The organism is Flavobacterium sp. NRK F10 (assembly GCF_024054235.1).
GTDB lineage: Bacteria > Bacteroidota > Bacteroidia > Flavobacteriales > Flavobacteriaceae > Flavobacterium > Flavobacterium sediminis.
On sequence record NZ_JAMXLC010000001.1, the window covers coordinates 1,518,847 to 1,539,386 of the forward strand.

General features: G+C 35.6%; 16 protein-coding genes. 13 read left to right on the forward strand and 3 right to left on the reverse strand.

The window, feature by feature from the left end; genetic code table 11:
* Positions 1-2: 2 nt before the first annotated feature.
* Together NHF50_RS06910 and NHF50_RS06915 are read left to right on the forward strand one after the other, a co-directional pair.
* Positions 3-905 (forward strand): cation diffusion facilitator family transporter, encoded by a 903-nt coding sequence (locus tag NHF50_RS06910; RefSeq protein ID WP_109569016.1) that lies wholly within the window; start codon positions 3-5, stop codon positions 903-905.
* Positions 906-980: 75 nt separating this feature from the next.
* On the forward strand, positions 981-3,113 hold the full coding sequence (locus tag NHF50_RS06915) for a Tex family protein (RefSeq protein WP_252775481.1): 2,133 nt from the start codon (positions 981-983) through the stop codon (positions 3,111-3,113).
* A gap of 62 nt (positions 3,114-3,175) precedes the next feature.
* Here the strand turns inward: NHF50_RS06915 and NHF50_RS06920 are convergent, their stop codons facing one another.
* Complete coding sequence (locus NHF50_RS06920; RefSeq protein WP_109569018.1) at positions 3,176-3,379, reverse strand: twin-arginine translocase TatA/TatE family subunit; 204 nt, start codon at positions 3,377-3,379, stop codon at positions 3,176-3,178.
* 130 nt (positions 3,380-3,509) lie between these two features.
* Here NHF50_RS06920 and NHF50_RS06925 point away from each other — a divergent pair, with 130 nt between their 5' ends.
* The 10 genes from NHF50_RS06925 to NHF50_RS06970 all read left to right on the forward strand — a co-directional run bounded on the left by NHF50_RS06925 (position 3,510) and on the right by NHF50_RS06970 (position 17,607).
* Complete coding sequence (locus tag NHF50_RS06925; RefSeq protein WP_109569019.1) at positions 3,510-4,376, forward strand: murein hydrolase activator EnvC; 867 nt, start codon at positions 3,510-3,512, stop codon at positions 4,374-4,376.
* 3 nt (positions 4,377-4,379) lie between these two features.
* Positions 4,380-5,867 carry a GH3 auxin-responsive promoter family protein gene (locus tag NHF50_RS06930; protein ID WP_109569020.1) on the forward strand — a complete coding sequence of 496 codons (1,488 nt, stop codon included), beginning with the start codon at positions 4,380-4,382 and terminating at the stop codon, positions 5,865-5,867.
* A 137-nt stretch (positions 5,868-6,004) separates the two neighbouring features.
* Positions 6,005-10,240: a choice-of-anchor J domain-containing protein gene (locus NHF50_RS06935; protein ID WP_252775482.1), complete on the forward strand. Its 4,236-nt coding sequence runs from the start codon at positions 6,005-6,007 to the stop codon at positions 10,238-10,240.
* Positions 10,241-10,380: 140 nt separating this feature from the next.
* On the forward strand, positions 10,381-12,075 hold the full coding sequence (locus tag NHF50_RS06940; RefSeq protein ID WP_252775483.1) for a hypothetical protein: 1,695 nt from the start codon (positions 10,381-10,383) through the stop codon (positions 12,073-12,075).
* Between the two features lie 4 nt (positions 12,076-12,079).
* Positions 12,080-13,051, forward strand: a complete 972-nt coding sequence (locus NHF50_RS06945) for a hypothetical protein (protein ID WP_109569023.1) — start codon at positions 12,080-12,082, stop codon at positions 13,049-13,051.
* On the forward strand, positions 13,052-14,065 hold the full coding sequence (gene rfbB / locus NHF50_RS06950) for a dTDP-glucose 4,6-dehydratase (protein WP_109569024.1): 1,014 nt from the start codon (positions 13,052-13,054) through the stop codon (positions 14,063-14,065).
* A 43-nt stretch (positions 14,066-14,108) separates the two neighbouring features.
* Positions 14,109-14,966: a glucose-1-phosphate thymidylyltransferase RfbA gene (rfbA, locus tag NHF50_RS06955; RefSeq protein ID WP_109569025.1), complete on the forward strand. Its 858-nt coding sequence runs from the start codon at positions 14,109-14,111 to the stop codon at positions 14,964-14,966.
* A 69-nt stretch (positions 14,967-15,035) separates the two neighbouring features.
* Positions 15,036-15,587: a dTDP-4-dehydrorhamnose 3,5-epimerase gene (gene rfbC, locus NHF50_RS06960; RefSeq protein ID WP_109569026.1), complete on the forward strand. Its 552-nt coding sequence runs from the start codon at positions 15,036-15,038 to the stop codon at positions 15,585-15,587.
* Positions 15,581-16,501: a dTDP-4-dehydrorhamnose reductase gene (gene rfbD, locus NHF50_RS06965; RefSeq protein WP_252775484.1), complete on the forward strand. Its 921-nt coding sequence runs from the start codon at positions 15,581-15,583 to the stop codon at positions 16,499-16,501. The genes rfbC and rfbD overlap by 7 nt, the downstream gene beginning before the upstream one ends.
* On the forward strand, positions 16,498-17,607 hold the full coding sequence (locus NHF50_RS06970) for an acyloxyacyl hydrolase (protein WP_252775485.1): 1,110 nt from the start codon (positions 16,498-16,500) through the stop codon (positions 17,605-17,607). Before rfbD ends, NHF50_RS06970 begins: the two co-directional genes overlap by 4 nt.
* A 2-nt stretch (positions 17,608-17,609) precedes the next feature.
* Here NHF50_RS06970 and NHF50_RS06975 read toward each other — a convergent pair whose 3' ends face one another.
* Together NHF50_RS06975 and gmd are read right to left on the reverse strand one after the other, a co-directional pair.
* Entirely contained in the window at positions 17,610-18,551 is a 942-nt protein-coding gene (locus tag NHF50_RS06975; protein WP_252775486.1) for a GDP-L-fucose synthase, read from the reverse strand.
* Complete coding sequence (gmd, locus tag NHF50_RS06980; RefSeq protein WP_252775487.1) at positions 18,545-19,609, reverse strand: GDP-mannose 4,6-dehydratase; 1,065 nt, start codon at positions 19,607-19,609, stop codon at positions 18,545-18,547. Before gmd ends, NHF50_RS06975 begins: the two co-directional genes overlap by 7 nt.
* A gap of 147 nt (positions 19,610-19,756) precedes the next feature.
* Here gmd and NHF50_RS06985 point away from each other — a divergent pair, with 147 nt between their 5' ends.
* A complete protein-coding gene (locus NHF50_RS06985) occupies positions 19,757-20,494 on the forward strand; it encodes a head GIN domain-containing protein (protein WP_252775488.1) in 738 nt (245 codons plus the stop codon).
* Positions 20,495-20,540: the final 46 nt, after the last annotated feature.

Sequence of the window (20,540 nt, forward strand, 5' to 3'; positions counted from 1 at the left end):
TTTTGGGACACAGCCACAGTCATAAACACGAAGTAAAAGGTAAAAACCTGTTATTGTCCATTATACTCAATGTAGTCATAACCTTGGCTCAGGTGATCGGTGGATTGATCTCAGGAAGTTTGGCTTTGATTTCAGATGCACTACATAATTTTTCAGATGTTTTGTCATTGGTTTTTAGTTATGTGGCGCACAAATTAGCGCATAAAAAAGCTTCATTCGATCATACATTTGGTTACAAAAGAGCCGAATTAATTGCGGCTTTTACTAATGCCGCTACTTTAGTTATAGTGGCTTTATACCTTATATATGAAGCAATAAACCGTTTTTTTAATCCTCATCAAATTCATCCTACCTTAGTAATTTGGTTAGCATTGTTAGGAATAGTTGTAAACGGATTATCTGTTTTATTACTGCAAAAAGATGCGCATCATAACCTGAATATGAAATCAGCTTATTTACATTTGTTAACAGATATGCTGGCTTCAGTTGCCGTTCTAGTGGGCGGATTGTTGATGATGTTTTATAAAATTTATTGGGTAGACAGTGTTTTAACTTTATTGATTGCAATTTATCTTATCATAGTTGGTTATGATTTACTGTTAAAAGCTACTAAAATGCTGATGCTTTTTACCCCGGAATCAATTGATATTAAAGATATTATCAAAGAAGTTCATCAAATAAAAGGCGTTAAAAAAATGCACCACATTCATTTGTGGAACTTAAATGAAGACGAATTACATTTAGAGGCACATTTAGATTGTGAAGAAGATATTAAAATGAGTGAATTCAATCAAATTTTAAATCAGATAGAACAAATTTTATTAGAAAAATTCAATATCAATCACGTGAATATCCAACCCGAATTTAAAAAAGTAGATCCAAAAGATTATATTGTACAAGATTAATTCAGTTTGCTGAATTTAGCTAAATTGCGTCAGTTAACTGGCGCAATTTTTATTTTTATAAATGCTTATAAATAAATGACGAACACACAATTTATTCAAAATGCAACTCAGTTCCCTGTAAAAGGAATTGAAAATACATTGCAATTACTTTCAGAAGATTGTACCATACCATTCATTTCACGTTATAGAAAAGACAAAACCGGAAATTTAGATGAGGTTCAAATAGAAACCATTTCGAAATTGAACAAACAGTTCGATGAAATTATAAAACGAAAAGAATCGATTTTAAAATCGATAGAAGAACAAAATGCGTTAACTTCTGAATTACAGACAAAAATTGAAACCAGTTTCAATTTACAGGAATTGGAAGATCTGTATCTGCCATATAAAAAGAAACGCAAAACGAAAGCTGATACTGCCCGTGAAAACGGATTAGAACCTCTGGCAAAGATCATCATGAGTCAAAAAAGTGATGATTTAGAGTTTTTGGCTTCCAAATATATTAACGATAAAGTAGCGAATGAAGACGAAGCCTTGCAAGGAGCTCGTGATATTATTGCCGAATGGATCAATGAAAATATCTTTATTCGTAAAAATCTGCGTCGTACTTTTCAACGAAAAGCTGTGGTAGAAACCAAAGTGGTTAAAGCAAAAAAAGAGGAAGACAATGCACAAAAATTTTCACAGTATTTTGAATGGAGCGAAAACCTGATGAAAGCCCCGTCACATCGTTTGTTAGCCATGTTGCGGGCTGAAGCTGAAGGTTTTGTAAAGTTTAAAATTTCACTTTCTGATGAAGATAAAGACGAAACCCTGCGTTTTATTGATAAAACAATCATTAAAAATGAAGGAGAAAGCGCTTTCCATATTGAAAAAGCTATTGACGACAGTTATAAGCGTTTGCTGGAACCAGCAATTTCAAATGAAGTCTTACAAGAAGCTAAAGAAAAAGCAGATAGCAAAGCTATAGACGTTTTCTCTGAAAATTTACGACAGTTGTTATTAGCACCGCCATTGGGCGAAAAACGAATTTTAGCTATTGATCCGGGGTATAAAACAGGTTGTAAAGTAGTGTGTTTAGATGAAAAAGGAGATCTGTTACACAACGAAAATATTTATCCGCATGCGCCACAAAACGAAACAGGAATGGCAATGAAAAAAATCCGTTCTATGGTAAATGCGTATAATATTGAAGCGATTTCCATAGGTAACGGAACAGCGAGTAGGGAAACGGAATTCTTCATTAAAAAAATTGCTTTTGATAAGCCGGTTCAGGTTTTTGTAGTTTCCGAAGCCGGTGCATCTGTTTATTCAGCGAGTAAAATTGCGCGAGAAGAATTTTCAAGTTACGATGTTACCGTTCGCGGAGCTGTTTCAATCGGTAGAAGATTGAGTGACCCATTGGCAGAATTGGTAAAAATTGATCCGAAATCCATCGGAGTAGGGCAATACCAACACGACGTAGACCAAACCAAGCTGAAAGAAGAACTGGATTCTACTGTAATCCGATGTGTAAATTCCGTTGGAATCAATGTCAACACAGCCAGTAAATCATTGTTAAGTTATGTTTCAGGAATTGGTGAAAAAATGGCTGAAAATATTGTGGCTTTCCGTTCTGAGAACGGTCCGTTTCAAGACAGAAGCCAATTGAAAAAAGTACCGCGTTTAGGTGATAAAGCCTTTCAACAAGCTGCAGCCTTTATTCGTATCAAGGATGGAAAGAATCCGTTGGATAATTCTGCCGTACATCCTGAATCGTACAAAATGGTCGAAAAAATGGCAAAAGATCTGGGGATTCAGGTTTCGGAACTCATTGGTAACAAAGAACAAATCAGTAAAATTCAAGCCGAAAAATATATAACGGAAGACGTTGGTATCTTAGGAGTTCAGGATATTGTTAAAGAATTAGAAAAACCGGGATTAGACCCGAGAAAAGCAGCTAAAGTTTTTGAATTTGATCCAAGCGTACGTTCAATAGCAAATGTAAAACCCGGAATGATAGTTCCCGGAATTGTGAATAATATTACGGCATTTGGTTGCTTTGTAGACATAGGGATCAAAGAAAGCGGATTGGTTCACATATCACAATTAAAAGAAGGTTTCGTTTCTGATGTAAATGAAGTCGTGAAACTACATCAACATGTACAAGTAAAAGTCATTGAGGTTGATGAAGCCAGAAAGCGCATACAATTAAGTATGATTATATAAAAACAAAAAACCTAATTACAGCTGTAATTAGGTTTTTTTATTGTTGTATAAAACGAGAAAGTTTATTCTTTAGTATCGTCTTCTTTTTTAGAGCTTTTTGGCTCTTCCTCATCTTTCATAGCGTTTTTAAATTCTTTAACACCGCCACCTAAACCTTTCATTAATTCCGGAATTTTTTTACCACCAAAAAGTAATAAGATAGCTATCCCGATAATTACCCAAGAACCTGGACCAATTTGACCTAAAAATATAGCTAATGCATTCATGTTTACATAAATTTATAAGACAAAGATAATAAGAAATTGACAAATACATATTTTTTAACGAATTATTATTACTCCTGACAAAACACCTCTTTTGGGATTTATTATATTTGTAAAGCCTAAATACTATGAAATGTCCAAGAAAAAGCACAAAAGAAAGTTATTGATACAAAAACTCTTCAATAAAAGAAGACTGATCGTCCTTAATGAAGATACTTTTGAAGAAACTTTTTCATTAAAACTTAACTTAATGAATGTGTTTGTTGTGGCAACATTAGGAGCCATCTTTTTGATAGGAATTACGACATATATCATTGCTTTTACACCGCTTCGGGAATATATTCCGGGATATGCTTCAACCAAACTGAAAAAAGAAGCTACAAATCTGGCTATAAAATCAGATTCGTTAGAAACTTATGTAAAAGAAAATCAAGCCTACATTAGCTCAATTAAAAAGGTTTTGACTGGGGAAGTTGAATATACAAAGTTCAATAAAGATTCACTGATTGCTGCCGAAAAACAAGTGGTAGACGAATCTAAGCTTAATGCAACTAAAGCAGAACAGGAATTGCACGATCAGGTAATGCAGGAAGATAAATTCAACGTATTCGAATCGGCAAAACCAAAAGTAAGTTTTGTGTTATTTCCGCCGGCACAAGGTAAGATAATTGAAAAATACAATGCCGCTAATAAACACCTTGCAGTTACGCTGACCTTAATGAACAATACACCGATCAAAGCAGTAGCAACCGGAACTATTGTTTTTGCAGACTGGACGCCATCTAACGGATACGTGATTATCATGCGTCATCAGGATGGGATTCTATCGGTTTATAAAAACTTGGCTTCAATTACTAAGAAACAAGGAGACACTATCCGTTCGGGTGAAGTAATTGCTTTGGCAGGAACAACAAATCCTAATTCCGGAATTACATTACATTTTGAACTTTGGAAAGATGGTTTCCCTATCGATCCAACGCAATTTATCAATTTTGAATAAGTTATGTCTCTAAAGTCATTTGCCGCGAAACTTTTTGCGCAATACATTCACAATACAACCCAAAAATGGGCTGATAATCCAATAGAAACCCAAAAAAAAGTTTTTGAAGATTTAATCCGTCAGGCAAAGGAAACCCGATTCGGGAAAGACCACCAGTTTGCCGATATTAAATCGTATGAGGATTTTCAAAAAAAAGTTCCGATTCGCGATTACGAACAATTACGTTCTTATGTTGATGAGGTTGTAAAAGGAAAAGAAAACATACTTTGGCCCGGAAAACCCATTTATTTTGCTAAGACTTCCGGAACGACCTCCGGCGCTAAATATATTCCGCTTACTGCTGCATCAATGCCTTATCATATTGAAGCTGCTCGAAATGCTATTTTGAGCTATATCCACGAAACCGGTAAAGCAGATTTTGTAGATGGCAAAATGATCTTTTTACAAGGAAGCCCGATTTTAGATGAGAAAAACGGAATCAAATTAGGCAGACTTTCCGGAATAGTAGCACATTACGTCCCTCAGTATTTGCAAAAAAATCGCATGCCTAGTTGGGAAACTAATTGTATTGAAGATTGGGAAACTAAAGTAGATGCTATAGTTGAAGAAACGATCAATGAGAATATGACGGTAATATCAGGAATACCTTCATGGGTACAGATGTATTTTGAAAGATTAAAAGAAAAAGCGCATAAACCGGTTGGAGAGATCTTTAAAAATTTCGACTTGTTCATCTATGGCGGAGTGAATTATGAACCGTACAGAGCAAAATTTGAAAATCTGATAGGAAGAAAAGTAGATTCCATTGAATTGTTTCCGGCGTCAGAAGGTTTTTTTGCTTATCAGGATTCCCAAAAAGAGAAAGGAATGTTGTTGTTGTTGAATTCAGGAATTTTCTATGAATTCGTAAAAGCAGATGATTTTTTCAATGAAAACCCTAAAAGATATACCATAGGCGAAGTAGAATTAGGAGTTAATTATGCAATGATCTTATCAAGTAATGCCGGACTTTGGGCCTACAATATAGGCGATACGGTTCAGTTCACAAGTATGAAGCCTTACCGTGTAATTGTTTCCGGAAGAATAAAACATTATATATCAGCTTTTGGCGAACATGTTATTGGCAAAGAAGTAGAAGCAGCATTACAAGAGGCAATGCAAGGAACCGATATTCGTATCAATGAATTTACTGTTGCACCTCAAATAAACCCGAAAGAAGGGTTGCCTTATCATGAATGGTTTATAGAATTTGAAAATGAACCTACAGATTTAGAGGCATTTTCTTTAAAGATCGATAAAGCGATGTGCAAACAGAATGTTTATTATGATGATTTAATTTCGGGAAATGTTTTACAGCCTTTGGTTATTACTAAAGTACAAAATAATGGATTTCAGGAGTATATGAAATCAATCGGAAAATTAGGAGGCCAGAATAAATTACCAAGATTGAGCAACGACCGTAAAATTGCCGATCAACTGAATAAAAGTTGATATTTTCTTTTTTACATGTTAATTATCGCTGTTTTTTCTTAAGAATTAACTAAAAAATAACATTTTTTTAAAAAATATTTGGATTTTTAACTTAAAACATCATAATTTGGGACGATTTTTTAAAGCTCCGAATAATTATGAAAAGATTTTTGATTGTATCTGGCCTGTTATTTTTTTCTTTTTTAACAGGGCAAAACCAGAGACCATTAAGTTTAACCGACACAACAAAAGCAATTAATAATCGTCCCGTTACATTTGGTCAAAATTTAACACCAAGTGGGCACATTCGTTGCCATACGGATGAATACGAAATTTACTTACGAAATAAATTTCATAACAGATCAACAACTCAGGAGTTTGAATCTTGGCTGGAACCTAAAATCGCACAGATAAAAGCTGATAGAGCTGCGGGTAGAAATATACAGGCAGTGTATAGTATTCCTGTAGTTGTCCATGTTATTCATAACGGTGATGCTTACGGAACAGGTGAAAATATTACCGACGAACAAGTACTGTCTCAAATTCAGGTATTGAATGAAGATTACAGAAAAATGCTTGGAACTCCGGGCTATGGAGCAGGGGTAGATGTTGAGATCGAATTTTGTATGGCTCAGACAGACCCTAACGGAAATCCTACTGACGGAATTGACAGAGTTGATTTAGGAACTGCAGCTTGGGATCAGGCAGGTGTTGAAGGAACCCTTAAGCCAAATACTATTTGGGATCCGGATAATTATCTGAATATGTGGACAGCCCGATTTACCGGAGATTTGAACGGTGTTTTAGGATATGCACAGTTCCCTAGTAATTCAGGATTAACCGGACTGGCAGCTAATGGAGGTGCAGCAACAACTGATGGTGTAATAATGGGATATAATGCGTTCGGTTCATCAGATATTTATCCGGCTGGAGTTTATGCTGCGCCATACGATAAAGGAAGAACGACAACGCATGAGGTAGGCCATTGGTTAGGCTTACGCCATATATGGGGAGATGGTAATTGTACGGTAGATGATTTTTGTGCTGATACTCCGGTAGCAGGAGCAGCAAATTTTGGTTGTCCGGCAGGTACCGATTCATGTCCTACAAATGCCGGAAATGATATGATTGAGAACTACATGGATTATACAGACGATACTTGTATGAACATTTTTACTCAAGATCAGAAAGACAGGATGGTAACCGTTCTTTCAGTTGCTACCAGAAGAGCTACTTTAGTAGCTTCAACAGCTTGTCAGGCTCCGGCTCCGTATATTAAGTTTGGGGAACCGACCGGTTCTATTAACGAAGGAACAAATTGTAATTATTCTGATTATGATTTTCCGGTAACTATTGCTAAGGCTGCTACTGCAAATGCCGATGTTACTTTTACAGTTACTGGCGGAACTGCTACTCAGAATTTAGATTATTCAATACTAAATACTTCTGTTACTTTCCCTGCCGGAACAACAGCTGATCAGTTTTTAACCCTTAGAGTTTATAATGATGGTTTAGTGGAGGTAGACGAGACTATTCAAGTAGAGCTGAGTGTTAATGCAAACGGAGGAGATGCTTTGGTAAATTCAGGTTCGTCAACAATGAATATTACTTTGTATAACGACGATTTTGCACCAAATCCTTTACAGACAATAACTATTTTAGAAGAAGATTTTGAAGATGTGACTGGTTGGACAGTAATAGATCAGGATGGAGACGGAAACAACTGGGGAATAGTGAACGGAGCAGACGGAATGGGTACCGCTCCTAATACAATAACCGGACGTTGTGCTTTTTCAGAAAAACGATTGAGCTATTTGGGAGGAACAGGAAATGCCTCTCCGAATAATTATTTCATCAGTCCGCAGATCAGTATACCATCGGGTGTAAATTCGGCAACATTGTCCTTTATTATGGCTGCATATGGTGCTAATGCCGGTAATTATACCGTATATTTTACTACGGATGCTAGTAGCGAACCAACAATCCTTGCCGGAACACAATTGTTAGGAGCGACAACAGTTGCTAATGGTGCTTCTACTTTACACAGTATTGATATGACGGCTTTAGCCGGACAAACAGGATATTTAGTTTTCAGACATACTAACAATAATACAACGGTCGGACTTTTATTATTAGATACTTTGTTATTAGAAACGGAGATCCAAACGGAAGTTCAAACGGAAGTGAATAATGCAACGCGTTATGAAGCAACTATTCCTACTTCCGGTCAGGTATATGCTTCTGACACAGCAACAAATAAAATAATGACGGAAATAGACAATGGGATTGTTTTTGACTATGGATGTGTTTCTGTTGAGGTTGACCAAAGTCAAACCTCTGTAGGAGCACCAACAGTGCCATTTGTTGATACAGCCACACAAAATTATATTCTGTCAAAAACATATTTTATTGATGTTGCAAACGATACGTCACTTTCTAATTATACCGTTAGTTTCTATTTTACAGAAGCTGAAGTTGCGGCTTGGGAAACAGCAACAGGTAAACTACGTTCAGAATTGAAAATTATTAAAGTTGTTGATAATCCGATTAGTGTAGTAAATGGTACTAATTTTGAAAACTATACTATTGAAGAGATACCGGTAACGATTGGCTCATTTGGAACAAATGTCGTTTTTAGTGCAGCTTTTTCTTCTAAATTAAGAGGAGGTTATGCTGTAGGTCCTGCAACAGGAACAGTATGTGGTGATTTAATGACAACCTGGGACGGAACAGCTTGGTCTAACGGAGTGCCTACAAAATTGACTGCAGTAACCTTTAGTGGTAATTATTCCTCATCTTCAGATATCGAAGCATGTACAGTTACGGTTATAGGCGGAGCTGATGTCGTGTTTAATACAGGTAACTCTCTGATTGTAACAGGCAAAGTAACTGTTGATTCTTCATCGTCACTGACCATTGAAAATAATGCCAGTTTAATTCAGAAACAAGACGTTGCTAATTCAGGAATAATAACGGTAAAAAGAGATGTTTCCATTCGAAAATTAGATTATGTGTATTGGTCAACACCGGTAGCTGATTTCAGTACAGGAGCTATTTCTGTTAATACACCGGGTAATAGTATCTGGAAATGGATTCCTACGGTTGCTACACATGTAAACGGTTACGGATCTTGGACAAATGGAAATGAAACTATGACTCTCGGAAAAGGATATATTGTAAGAGGTCCAGATAATTTTGATACTACTCTGCAAACTTTTACCGCTAATTTTGTGGGAGTACCTAATAACGGAACTATAGCAATCCCGATCGAGAGAGGTACTTATACAGGAGCAGATTATAACACCGGAGCGTCAGGTACTTTAGCTACAAATGCAGACGATAACTGGAATTTAATCGGAAACCCTTACCCAAGTGCAATTAGTGCTATCGATTTTTTAACAGCAAATACAAATATTGATGGATTCATTAACATCTGGACACATGGAACAAATCCTAACAGTTCAATAGCAAATCCGTTCTATGGTTCTTATGCGTATAATTATTCTGTAAATGACTATATTACCTATAATGCTTTAGGAGCATCATCCGGACCGGCAACTTTCAACGGAAATATTGCTTCAGGACAAAGTTTCTTTGTGAAAATGAGTGACTCAAGCATATCAACAACTGAGAACGTAACGTTCACTAACGGAATGAGAAACAAAACGTATTTGAACGATCAATTCTTTAGAAATGCACAGCCAACAGCAGTTAACGGTTCAGGGAATAGTATTTGGCTAGATCTGGTTTCCACTAATTCCGGAGAGGTGACCCGAACATTGATAGGATATGTTAACGGAGCTCAAAACGGAATAGACAGATTGTATGATGCTCCGACGGATAATAAAAAAGAATACAATTTTTATTCATTAATAAACGATCAAAAAATGGTTATCCAAGGAAAAGGACTTCCTTTCTTAACTACAGATGTAGTGCCTTTAGGATTAAGAGTTCCTCAGGATGGCAATTATACAATAGCGATCGGTGCAGTAGAAGGGCTATTTGCAGATGTTAACCAAAGTATTTATTTAGAAGATGCCGCTTTCGGAATTATTCACGATCTGAAAAATGCACCTTACAGTTTCACTACAACTACTGGAGTTACGGATAACAGATTTACATTGCGATACACAACCTATCTTTCGAATGAGAAAGATGAATTGACAGCATCTAATGTTTGGGTAAATACTGATAGCGGATTAACAATCCATTCGAGTAAAGAAATGATTTCAACGGTTGATGTCTTTGATGTTTTAGGAAGAAGCTTAGCACAAGTTACTAATGCTTCCTCAACAGCTATTGAGTTGACAACTGTAATGAAGAATAACACTCTTTTAATTGTTCAGATTACTTTAGAAAACGGAAAAGAGATCACAAAGAAAATCATGTATTGATTTGTGCGAAATTTTTAGAGATTAAAAAAGAGAGTGTTTTTATGAAATGCTCTCTTTTTTTATACCTTAAGTTAAACTAAGCCTAACAAAAGAAAATAAAAAAACACTACATTTGTAGGTTAGAAAGAAAAAATAAATTAATGAAAGACATTAAAAACATTTCGCGCTCAAGAGCGCAAGAGTCCTCAGCAGCTATTGAGAGACTGTACATTACCATGAGACATTTATTTAACAGAGGATTTTATAAACCAATGGGTGTTTCAGGAGATACTTTAAGAGAAGCTTTATTGCAATTACGACCTGAGATCTATGGTTCCATTGCAGAAGAAAAAGTGGAATTAAACGGCTTACTTTATGTTATTGAACGCCTTCCGATAGGAATTGAACAATGCCGTTATATTAACTTAACTTCAGATGAAGGGTATTCACATTCACATTTCAGAGCAATTGTTCCTCCTAAGAGAAGACGTAACTGTTATCGTATCGACGAAGAACAAATGAATGTTGAAATAACCAGAGGACGTTCGGATATTTATGATATTCTGACCCATTTGACATTTATTTTCATAGAGTCTCATAAAATTAAAGATCGTGTTTTAATTGATGACGAAGGAAAAGTATCCCGCGATTGGGAAAAACTGGAACAGGTTGTGAAGCAAAATATGGAATTGTCACTGGAAGCAAAAGAAGTAGCAGTTTCTCATGCTGCAAATGTTCTGGGAAGAACTTTTGCCGAAGTTCAGGATATTTATGACAAGTTTGCTATTGCAGAACAACCGGATCGATTTTTGCACGTTATTTATTGGTTAGGAAAATTAGCCATTGAAGAAGTGGTTGATAATAATAAACGTACCATTACGTTTAGCCCTATATTAAGAGAGCGTTTAGGACATCATATTTATGGTGAGATCTGGGCTAATGCTATAAAAAAGGTTTTGACGGATAATGAATTAATCGAAAGACCGATCCATATCATTAGTGCAAATATGCACAGTGTAATGAATTCAGTATTTGCAGAACCGGTTTTAGGTAAAAAATACAAAGAATCTACTGATTTTCAAATATTTGAAGATCTTAGTAAGTCGGGAAGTGACGATCTGAGAAGTAAAGTGGAAGAATATGCATTAAAACAAGGAATGACCTTTCTTCCGGATACTTCAGGAACGAATATTGATGTGCAGGTTTTTGATACGGCAAAGATTGATTTCAAGAAAACTATTTTTCCGACAGCTAAATTAGAGAAAGGAAAAGAACCAGTTCTGATTGTCATGGATTATGCTTTCGGAGAGCAGGCTTTTGAAACGATTGACGAATTATTAAAACCATACAAAGCAGATAAGAAAAATAAGATTTTCTTAGGAGTAGAATCTGTTTCAATTATGGGTAAGGCCGGAATTTTACAAGGAGGAAAAGGAGACATCATGATCCCTTGTGCTCATGTTAATGAAGGTACGGCTGATAATTATCCTTTTGAAAATGAATTGACGGCAGAAATGTTTGACGGAAACGGCACCCCAGTTTTTACCGGAACTATGATTACTGTTTTAGGAACATCTCTTCAAAATAAAGATTTATTGAAATTCTTCCATGAATCCACTTGGCAGGCAATAGGATTAGAAATGGAAGGAGCCTATTATCAAAAAGCAATTCAATCGGCCTCAAAGATCAGAAAAAGTATCAATCCTAATGTAAAAGTGCGCTATGCTTATTATGCTTCCGATAATCCTTTGGAAACAGGAAGTACTCTTGCATCCGGAGGATTGGGAACTACAGGAGTTAAGCCAACATATTTAATTACAATCAAAATATTAGAGCAAATTTTTAATAGTAACTAAAAAGATGAGTACAAATTCTCAAGACCAAGAAATTGATTTAGGGCAGGCTTTCCAAAAAATTGGAGGTATATTCCAATTGTTAGTTGATAAACTATTTGACGGTATACTTTTTTTGAAAAGAAATAGTATCTATTTAGGTGTTTTATTGGTTACAGGAGTAATTGCAGGTTATTTTATGGATAAGACGAATAAATCATATATACATGAAATAATTGTTTCACCAAATTACGGAAGTGTTGATTATTTGTATGCTAAAGTAGCATTACTGGACTCTAAGAATAAAGAAAACGACACTGTTTTTTTTAATGATTTAGGGTTCAAAAATCTGAAAAATTTCTATGGAATTGAGATCGAACCGATAAATGATATTTATAAGTTCGTTGACGGAAAACCACAAAATTTCGATCTGATCAAGTTAATGGCTGAGGACGGCGATATCAAAGAAATTACGGTTGACCAAGTGACCAGTAAGAACTTTCCGTTTCATCTGATAACTTTCTCAACAGGAGAGAATACAAATGAAGATGAAATAGTTAAACCATTGATGAATTATCTTAACAGTTCAACGTATTTTGAGGCTATTAAAGAGCAATATATTGAAAATCAAAAAGAAAAACTTGCTGCTAATGACAGCATTATTAAGCAGATCGACAATTTAATAAATGAATTTTCCAATACTGTTTCAGGTGGTTCTAAGAGCGACAAATTAGTTTATTATAGCGATAACAACCAGTTGGGTGAAATTATCGGAACAAAGAATAATTTGATTGCTGAGCAGGGAACGATCAAAATGAATATATTAAATAATGATAAAATAATAAAAGAGATCAGTACTGCTTTAAATAGTAAAGATACAAGAGGATTAAACGGGAAAATGAAACTGTTGTTACCGGTTTTATTTATTTTTGTTTTTCTGATTTTGGCAGTTTTGAAGAGTTTTTACAAATACCAGCTTGCAAAAAGAAATTTGAATTAGATGAAAACAATACTTGTAACAGGAGGAGCCGGATTTATCGGTTCTAACTTTGTTCCTTACTTTATAGAAAATAACGAAGAGTACCATTTAGTAAACCTTGATGCCTTAACGTATGCCGGAAATTTAGAAAATGTTAAAGAAGTAGAAGACCATCCGAGATACACCTTTGTAAAAGGAGATATTTGTGATAGAGAATTTATTCAGCAGTTGTTCCAAAAATATCAATTCCACGATGTGATCCATTTTGCTGCTGAAAGTCATGTCGACAATTCCATTTCCGGACCGGAAGCCTTTATTAAGACCAATGTTTTAGGAACTTTCAATTTGTTAGATTCTGCCAGAAGTCTTTGGATGGAAAAGCCCAATCAATACAAAGCTGAATTTAAAGAAGCCCGTTTTCATCACGTTTCAACAGATGAGGTTTACGGAACTCTAGGAGAAACCGGTCTGTTTCATGAAACTACAGCGTACGCGCCTAACAGTCCGTATTCGGCATCTAAAGCCGGTTCAGATATGATAGTTCGTAGTTATTTCCATACCTACGGGATGAATGTGGTAACAACAAACTGTTCTAATAATTACGGACCGAAGCAGCATGATGAAAAATTGATTCCGACAATTATTCGTAAAGCTTTACAAGGAGAGAACATTCCGATCTATGGTGATGGTAAAAACGTACGCGATTGGTTATATGTATTAGACCATTGTAAAGGAATTGAATTGGCTTTTAAAAAAGGACAATCCGGAGAAACCTACAATATAGGAGGGAGAAACGAAAGAAATAACCTGTATATTGTGGATAAGGTGTGTTCTATTTTAGATGAGAAAAAACCCAAGGAAGAAGGAAGTTACAAAGAGCAAATTACTTTTGTAACAGATCGTCCTGGACACGATATGCGCTATGCCATAGATGCTACCAAAATAGAAAATGAATTAGGGTGGAAAGCAGATGAGAATTTTGAGAGCGGTATTGTTAAAACCGTAGCGTGGTATTTGAATAAGTTTTTAAATTAAAAATTTTAGTTGGCTATATTTTTTCCAACTGTAAAACATAAAAATGAAAGGAATAATATTAGCAGGAGGATCAGGAACACGTTTACACCCGTTAACGTTAGCAGTGAGTAAACAATTGATGCCTATCTACGATAAACCAATGATTTATTACCCATTATCAACGTTGATGTGGGCAGGAATTCGTGAGATATTAATTATTTCAACACCGCACGATTTACCCTTGTTTCAAAAGCTATTGGGAGACGGTAGTCATTTAGGCTGTCGTTTTGAATATGCTGTACAGGATCAACCTAATGGTTTAGCCGAAGCATTTATCATAGGTAAAGAATTTGTAGGAGATGATAAAGTGGCATTGATATTAGGTGATAATATTTTTTACGGAACCGGCTTAGCTGAACTGTTACAAGCTAATAATGATCCTGAAGGAGGAATAGTTTATGCTTACCACGTTCATGATCCGGAACGATACGGAGTAGTTGAATTTGATAAAAAAGGAAAAGTACTTTCAATTGAAGAAAAACCTGAGCAGCCTAAGTCTAATTATGCTGTTCCGGGAATCTATTTTTATGACAATGAAGTATTAGAGATAGCAGCCAATATAAAGCCCAGCCCTCGTGGTGAATTAGAAATTACTGATGTCAATAAAGCATATTTAGAAAAAAGAAAACTACAGGTATCTATTTTAGACAGAGGAACAGCTTGGCTCGATACCGGAACATTCAAATCATTAATGCAGGCAGGTCAATTTGTACAAGTTATTGAAGAACGTCAGGGGTTAAAGATAGGTGCCATTGAAGAAGCAGCATATACTATGGGCTATATTGATGCAGAACAATTAAAGAAATTAGCAGAACCGTTGTTAAAAAGCGGTTACGGAAAACATTTGATGAGCTTATTATAAATTTTAAAGCTTCATATTTCAAACAAAGAGAATTCAGTTTGAAATATGAAGACATTATTAAAATTGAGAATGAAATTTATTGAAACCAAACTAAAAGGATGTTTTATCCTTGAACCTAAAATAATTAAAGACGAGAGAGGCTATTTTATGGAAAGTTTTAACGAAAAGACTTTTCAGGAAGGAGTAGGGCAACATGTAAATTTTGTACAAGACAATCAGTCTTTTTCGTCCAAAGGCGTTTTACGAGGCCTTCATTACCAAACCGGAGAGCATGCTCAGGCTAAATTAGTTCGTGTTTTACAAGGAGAAGTACTAGATGTCGCAGTAGATATCAGACCGGATTCCCCTACTTACGGACAATATGAATCGGTATTACTTTCCGGAGAAAACCAAAGACAATTTTTTGTTCCGAGAGGATTTGCTCATGGATTTTTAGTCCTAAGCGAAACCGCTACTTTCTTTTACAAATGTGATAATTTTTACAACAAAGAAAGTGAAGGCGGAGTTATTTTTAACGATCCAACGATCAATGTTAATTGGAATTTTTCGGAAGAAGAACTGATTATTTCCGAAAAAGACAAAGTATTACCGAAACTCGAAAATGCAAAAAAAGTATGGTAGTTTTAGTAACGGGAGCTAACGGACAATTAGGACAAGCTATACGATCGGTTGCAGGGAAATACCCTTCAATCGATTTTGTGTTTTGTAATTCGTCAGAATTAGACATAACCGATCCGGAAAACTGTAAAACCGTTTTTGCAGAAAAAAAACCTGATTTTTGTATCAATACAGCAGCTTATACAGCAGTTGACAAAGCAGAAAGCGAACCAGAAAAAGCTTTTGATAGTAATGCGAACGGAGCTCAGAATTTAGCCGATGCTTGTAAAGAGCATAATACCGTATTAATCCATGTTTCTACCGATTTTGTTTTTGATGCCTATTATGCTGATGGAACGGCTTTCTATGATAGAGAATTGCGTTTACCTTTAAAAAGTAAGTTAGGACTTCAGGAAAGCGATGTACCTTTTCCAAGCGGAATGTATGGCTTAACAAAATTACAGGGCGAACAGGCAATTCAGGCAACCTGGAAAAAACATATAATCGTAAGAACATCTTGGGTGTATTCTGAATTCGGGAATAATTTTATGAAGACTATGTTGCGATTGGCTTCTGAAAGAGATTCACTTTCTGTTGTAAATGACCAAATCGGAACACCGACGTATGCAGTGGATTTAGCAAAAGTATTGATTGAAATTATCCTTTCACCTATTACCCGAAACTCAATACCCGATATATATGGAATCTATAATTTTAGCAACGAAGGGCAATGTTCTTGGTACGAATTTGCTAAAGAAATTTTCCGGCAAAAAAATAGTACAATCGATTTAAAACCGATTCCTACAGCAGCCTATCCTACTCCGGCAAAACGTCCGGCTTATAGTGTACTTGATAAATCTAAAATAAAGACTACGTTCGGTATCACCATTAAAGACTGGAAAGAAAGCTTAACAAATTGTCTGCAAAATTATTCATGAGAAAAATCAGTCCCCTTTACTTGCTTTTATTAACCGTTGCTTTTTCTTTTTCTCAGGAAAAAGAAAAAAATGCGACATACATTGATGCACAGATTTTCAGGGGAAATATTATCAAACATGCCGATTATGTCGGACATCTCATTTCCGGGCATCCTGACGGAGTCTTTGTCGGGTTCAACTGGAAGACACACGGAAAAAAGGAATGGCAGCAAGTTTATAATTATCCTGACTACGGGCTCTCTTATCAGTATATTGATTTTAAGAATAAAAGTTTAGGCGTTAATCATGCCATTGGGGTGCATTATAATTTTTACTTTTTAAAAAGGCATTTAATGTTACGTATTTCCCAAGGAATAGGAATGACCTCAAATCCTTATGATAAGGAGACCAATAATAAGAATAATGCTTTCGGGACAAAAATATTAGACAACAACTATTTTTTACTGCAATATCAGAAACAAAATTTGTTCGATAAAGTCGGAATCCAAGTCGGATTGATGCTTACACACTTTTCTAACGGTCGTTTTAAAGCACCTAATAGCGGAATTAACACCTTTGCTCTTAATGTGGGTCTGAACTATAACTTTGATGAAGAAAAGCCTTTTATAAAAGACAGTTTGCCGCCTAATTCTTCTTTCAGAGAACGAATTAAATACAATATTGCTTTTAGAACCGGACGTTCAGAAGGTCCTGTTCCGCGTTTAGGACAACGCCAGTTTTATCACATCGGGCTATATGCCGATAAGAGAATAGGAAGAAAAAGCGCCTTACAATTAGGAACGGATATATTCTTTTCCAGATATTTAAGAGATTATATTAAGTTTGTTTCCATTGCCTTTCCGCAAGATCATAAAGATTATGCCGATCCGGATACCGATTACAAGCGAATCGGTTTATTTGTAGGACATGAATTGTTTATCAACAAAGTATCGGTTGAAACGCAATTTGGTTATTACGTCTACAAACCCTTTGATTACGAAATAGACATCTACCAAAGGGTCGGATTAAAATATTATGTATACAAAAATTGTTTTACCGGAGTCGGATTAAAAACACACGGAGGAAGAGCAGAAGCAATTGAAGCAACTATCGGAATCCGATTGTGATTTTAGCGGAACATTTCGAAATGTTGCTCTTCTACCCACTGTAAGGTTTTCTCAATGCCTTCTTTCAAAGAAGTTTTATGTTTCCACCCCAAATGGTTTATTTTAGAAACATCTAAAAGTTTTCTTGGTGTACCGTCAGGTTTTGAAGAATCAAAAACCAATTCGCCTTCAAATCCTACAATATCTTTAATGGTTTCTGCTAATTCTTTAATGGTAACATCTTCACCGGTTCCTACATTTACCGTCTCGGTCTCATTGTAGCTCTGCATTAAGAATACACAGGCTTCAGCCAAATCATCTACAAACAAGAATTCACGCATCGGAGTTCCGGAACCCCAAACAACAACTTCATGTTGGTTATTTTGTTTGGCCTCAATGAATTTTCTCAGCAATGCCGGTAAAACATGTGAGTTTTGCAGGTTGAAATTGTCATTTATACCGTAAAGGTTTGTTGGCATAGCCGAAATAAAATTACAGCCGTATTGTTTTTTATAGAATTCACACATTTTCAAACCGGAAATCTTTGCAATGGCATACGCTTCATTAGTAGGCTCTAATGCTCCGGTTAAAAGATATTCTTCCTTAATAGGCTGAGGTGCAAATTTTGGGTAAATACAAGAACTTCCTAAAAAAAGCAGTTTAGTAACATGAGTTAAATGAGCAGCATGGATCACATTATTTTGGATCATCATGTTGTCATAGATAAAAGCTGCAGGATAAGTATTATTAGCATGTATACCGCCTACTTTAGCGGCAGCCAGAAAAACATATTCCGGTTTTTCAATTTCAAAAAAGGATAAAACAGCTTGCTGATTGCGCAGATCAAGTTCTTTAGACGATCTGATGATAATATTTTTAAAACCGTTTTTAACCAGATTTCTGACAATGGCTGAACCTACCATACCGTTAGAACCGGCAACAAATATTTTAGAATCTTTTAGCATACACGAGGCAATTTTACATACTCTAAGTCATGTTTCATCATGATTTTCACTAACTCCTCAATAGAAGTTTTACTCGGATTCCAACCTAATAGTGTTTTTGCTTTATGCGGATTACCCAATAAGGTTTCAACTTCAGCAGGGCGGTAATAGTTCGGATCCACTTCTATTAAGACTTTTCCGGTTGCTTTGCAGATTCCCACCTCATTTTCACCTTTCCCTTGCCATTCAATAGTAATTCCGGCTTCTTTAAAAGCCAGTTCGCAAAAGTAACGTACAGAATATTGTACCCCTGTTGCGATCACAAAATCTTCCGGTTGGTCTTGTTGCAGCATTAGCCACATACATTCTACATAATCTTTAGCATATCCCCAGTCTCTTTTGGCATCTAAATTTCCTAAATATAGTTTTTCCTGTATTCCGTGCTTTATTCTGGAAGCAGATAATGTTATTTTTCGAGTTACGAAAGTTTCTCCTCTTCGTTCAGATTCGTGGTTAAAAAGAATACCGTTTACAGCGTACATTCCGTAAGACTCTCTGTAATTTTTAGTGATCCAGAAAGCATATAGTTTTGCCACACCATAAGGAGAACGAGGGTAAAAAGGAGTTGTTTCCGATTGCGGGATCTCCTGTACTTTTCCATATAGTTCAGAAGTAGAGGCCTGATAGATCCTGGTCTTATCTGTTAAACCGCAAATCCTGATAGCTTCTAACAATCGTAAGGTTCCTACAGCATCTGTTTCGGCAGTGTATTCAGGCATGTCAAATGAAACTTTTACATGTGACTGTGCTGCCAGATTATAAATTTCATCAGGTTGGATCTGTTGAACCAAACGGATCAGGTTTGTCGAATCCGTCATATCACCATAATGCAATTTTATCTTTTTTTCTTTATGTAGATCCTGAAGTAAACTTTCGATGTAAAGATGTTCTATTCTTTCTGTATTAAAGGTGGAACTTCTTCTTATAATTCCGTGAACATCATAACCTTTTTCTAGTAAAAATTCAGCCAGATAGGAACCGTCCTGACCGTTGATACCTGTAATTAGAGCTCTTTTCATTTTGAAACAATATGTACAAAGATAGCTTTTAAAAGGAATAACTAAAAATTTTGTTATCTTTTGTGATTTGTAAGTATCTTTGGTTTCTTACAGAAGAGAATGTCTAAAATCAACTATTGAGAAAGTAGAGGCAGGAAAAAATAAAAGATGAAGAAAATATTATTTTTAGTACTATTAACAATAACAGTGAGTTGCGGTATTTCTGAAGATTGTTTTAAGGGAAACGGTAACACAGTAACTCAAACTTTTCCGTATGATAACTTTACGAAAGTAAAAGTCTATTCCGGTGTTGGTTTAGTAATTAAAGAAGGGCCTGAATATGAAGTTAAGATTGAGACCAGCGAAAATATTATGGATGATATTGAGGTAAGTTTACAAGGAGATCTATTAGTGGTAAAAGACAATTCTTCTTGTAATTTGGCTCGTGATTATGGTCTGACAAAAGTATATGTTACAGCTCCGAATTTAGAAGAAATACATAGCAAGACCGAACAGGATATCAGAAGTGAAGGCGTTTTACATTATGGTTTATTCCGGTTATTTTCTATAGGAGAAGATGGCGACGGTTCGGGAACAGGAGATTATTATATTAATATAGCATCAACCGGACAATTTGTAATAGAAAGTAACACGGTTACTAATTTTTATATTAACGGAACAGCCGGAGAACTTTTATTGAACTTTTATTTTGGTGACGGTAGGTTTAACGGAGAGAATTTTGAAGTCCAAACCATTAAATTTTATCAAAGAGGCTCCAATGATATGATCGTAAAACCGATACAGAGGATAGAAGGACAAATTGTATCAACCGGTAATGTGATCTTAAAACACACACCGCCGGAAATTGAAGTGGAAGAACTATATACGGGACATTTGATTTATTAGGTTTTATGGACAAGTAGCTATATTATAAATATAGATATATTGTTGA

Excerpts from the sequence above, each read along its gene's own strand:
- NHF50_RS06915 (WP_252775481.1), top strand. The coding sequence starts at position 981 with ATGACGAACACACAATTTATTCAAAATGCAACTCAGTTCCCTGTAAAA.
- NHF50_RS06920 (WP_109569018.1), bottom strand. The coding sequence starts at position 3,379 with ATGAATGCATTAGCTATATTTTTAGGTCAAATTGGTCCAGGTTCTTGG.
- NHF50_RS06925 (WP_109569019.1), top strand. The coding sequence starts at position 3,510 with ATGTCCAAGAAAAAGCACAAAAGAAAGTTATTGATACAAAAACTCTTC.
- NHF50_RS06930 (WP_109569020.1), top strand. The coding sequence starts at position 4,380 with ATGTCTCTAAAGTCATTTGCCGCGAAACTTTTTGCGCAATACATTCAC.
- NHF50_RS06935 (WP_252775482.1), top strand. The coding sequence starts at position 6,005 with ATGAAAAGATTTTTGATTGTATCTGGCCTGTTATTTTTTTCTTTTTTA.
- NHF50_RS06940 (WP_252775483.1), top strand. The coding sequence starts at position 10,381 with ATGAAAGACATTAAAAACATTTCGCGCTCAAGAGCGCAAGAGTCCTCA.
- NHF50_RS06945 (WP_109569023.1), top strand. The coding sequence starts at position 12,080 with ATGAGTACAAATTCTCAAGACCAAGAAATTGATTTAGGGCAGGCTTTC.
- rfbB (WP_109569024.1), top strand. The coding sequence starts at position 13,052 with ATGAAAACAATACTTGTAACAGGAGGAGCCGGATTTATCGGTTCTAAC.
- rfbA (WP_109569025.1), top strand. The coding sequence starts at position 14,109 with ATGAAAGGAATAATATTAGCAGGAGGATCAGGAACACGTTTACACCCG.
- rfbC (WP_109569026.1), top strand. The coding sequence starts at position 15,036 with ATGAAATTTATTGAAACCAAACTAAAAGGATGTTTTATCCTTGAACCT.
- rfbD (WP_252775484.1), top strand. The coding sequence starts at position 15,581 with ATGGTAGTTTTAGTAACGGGAGCTAACGGACAATTAGGACAAGCTATA.
- NHF50_RS06970 (WP_252775485.1), top strand. The coding sequence starts at position 16,498 with ATGAGAAAAATCAGTCCCCTTTACTTGCTTTTATTAACCGTTGCTTTT.
- NHF50_RS06975 (WP_252775486.1), bottom strand. The coding sequence starts at position 18,551 with ATGCTAAAAGATTCTAAAATATTTGTTGCCGGTTCTAACGGTATGGTA.
- gmd (WP_252775487.1), bottom strand. The coding sequence starts at position 19,609 with ATGAAAAGAGCTCTAATTACAGGTATCAACGGTCAGGACGGTTCCTAT.
- NHF50_RS06985 (WP_252775488.1), top strand. The coding sequence starts at position 19,757 with ATGAAGAAAATATTATTTTTAGTACTATTAACAATAACAGTGAGTTGC.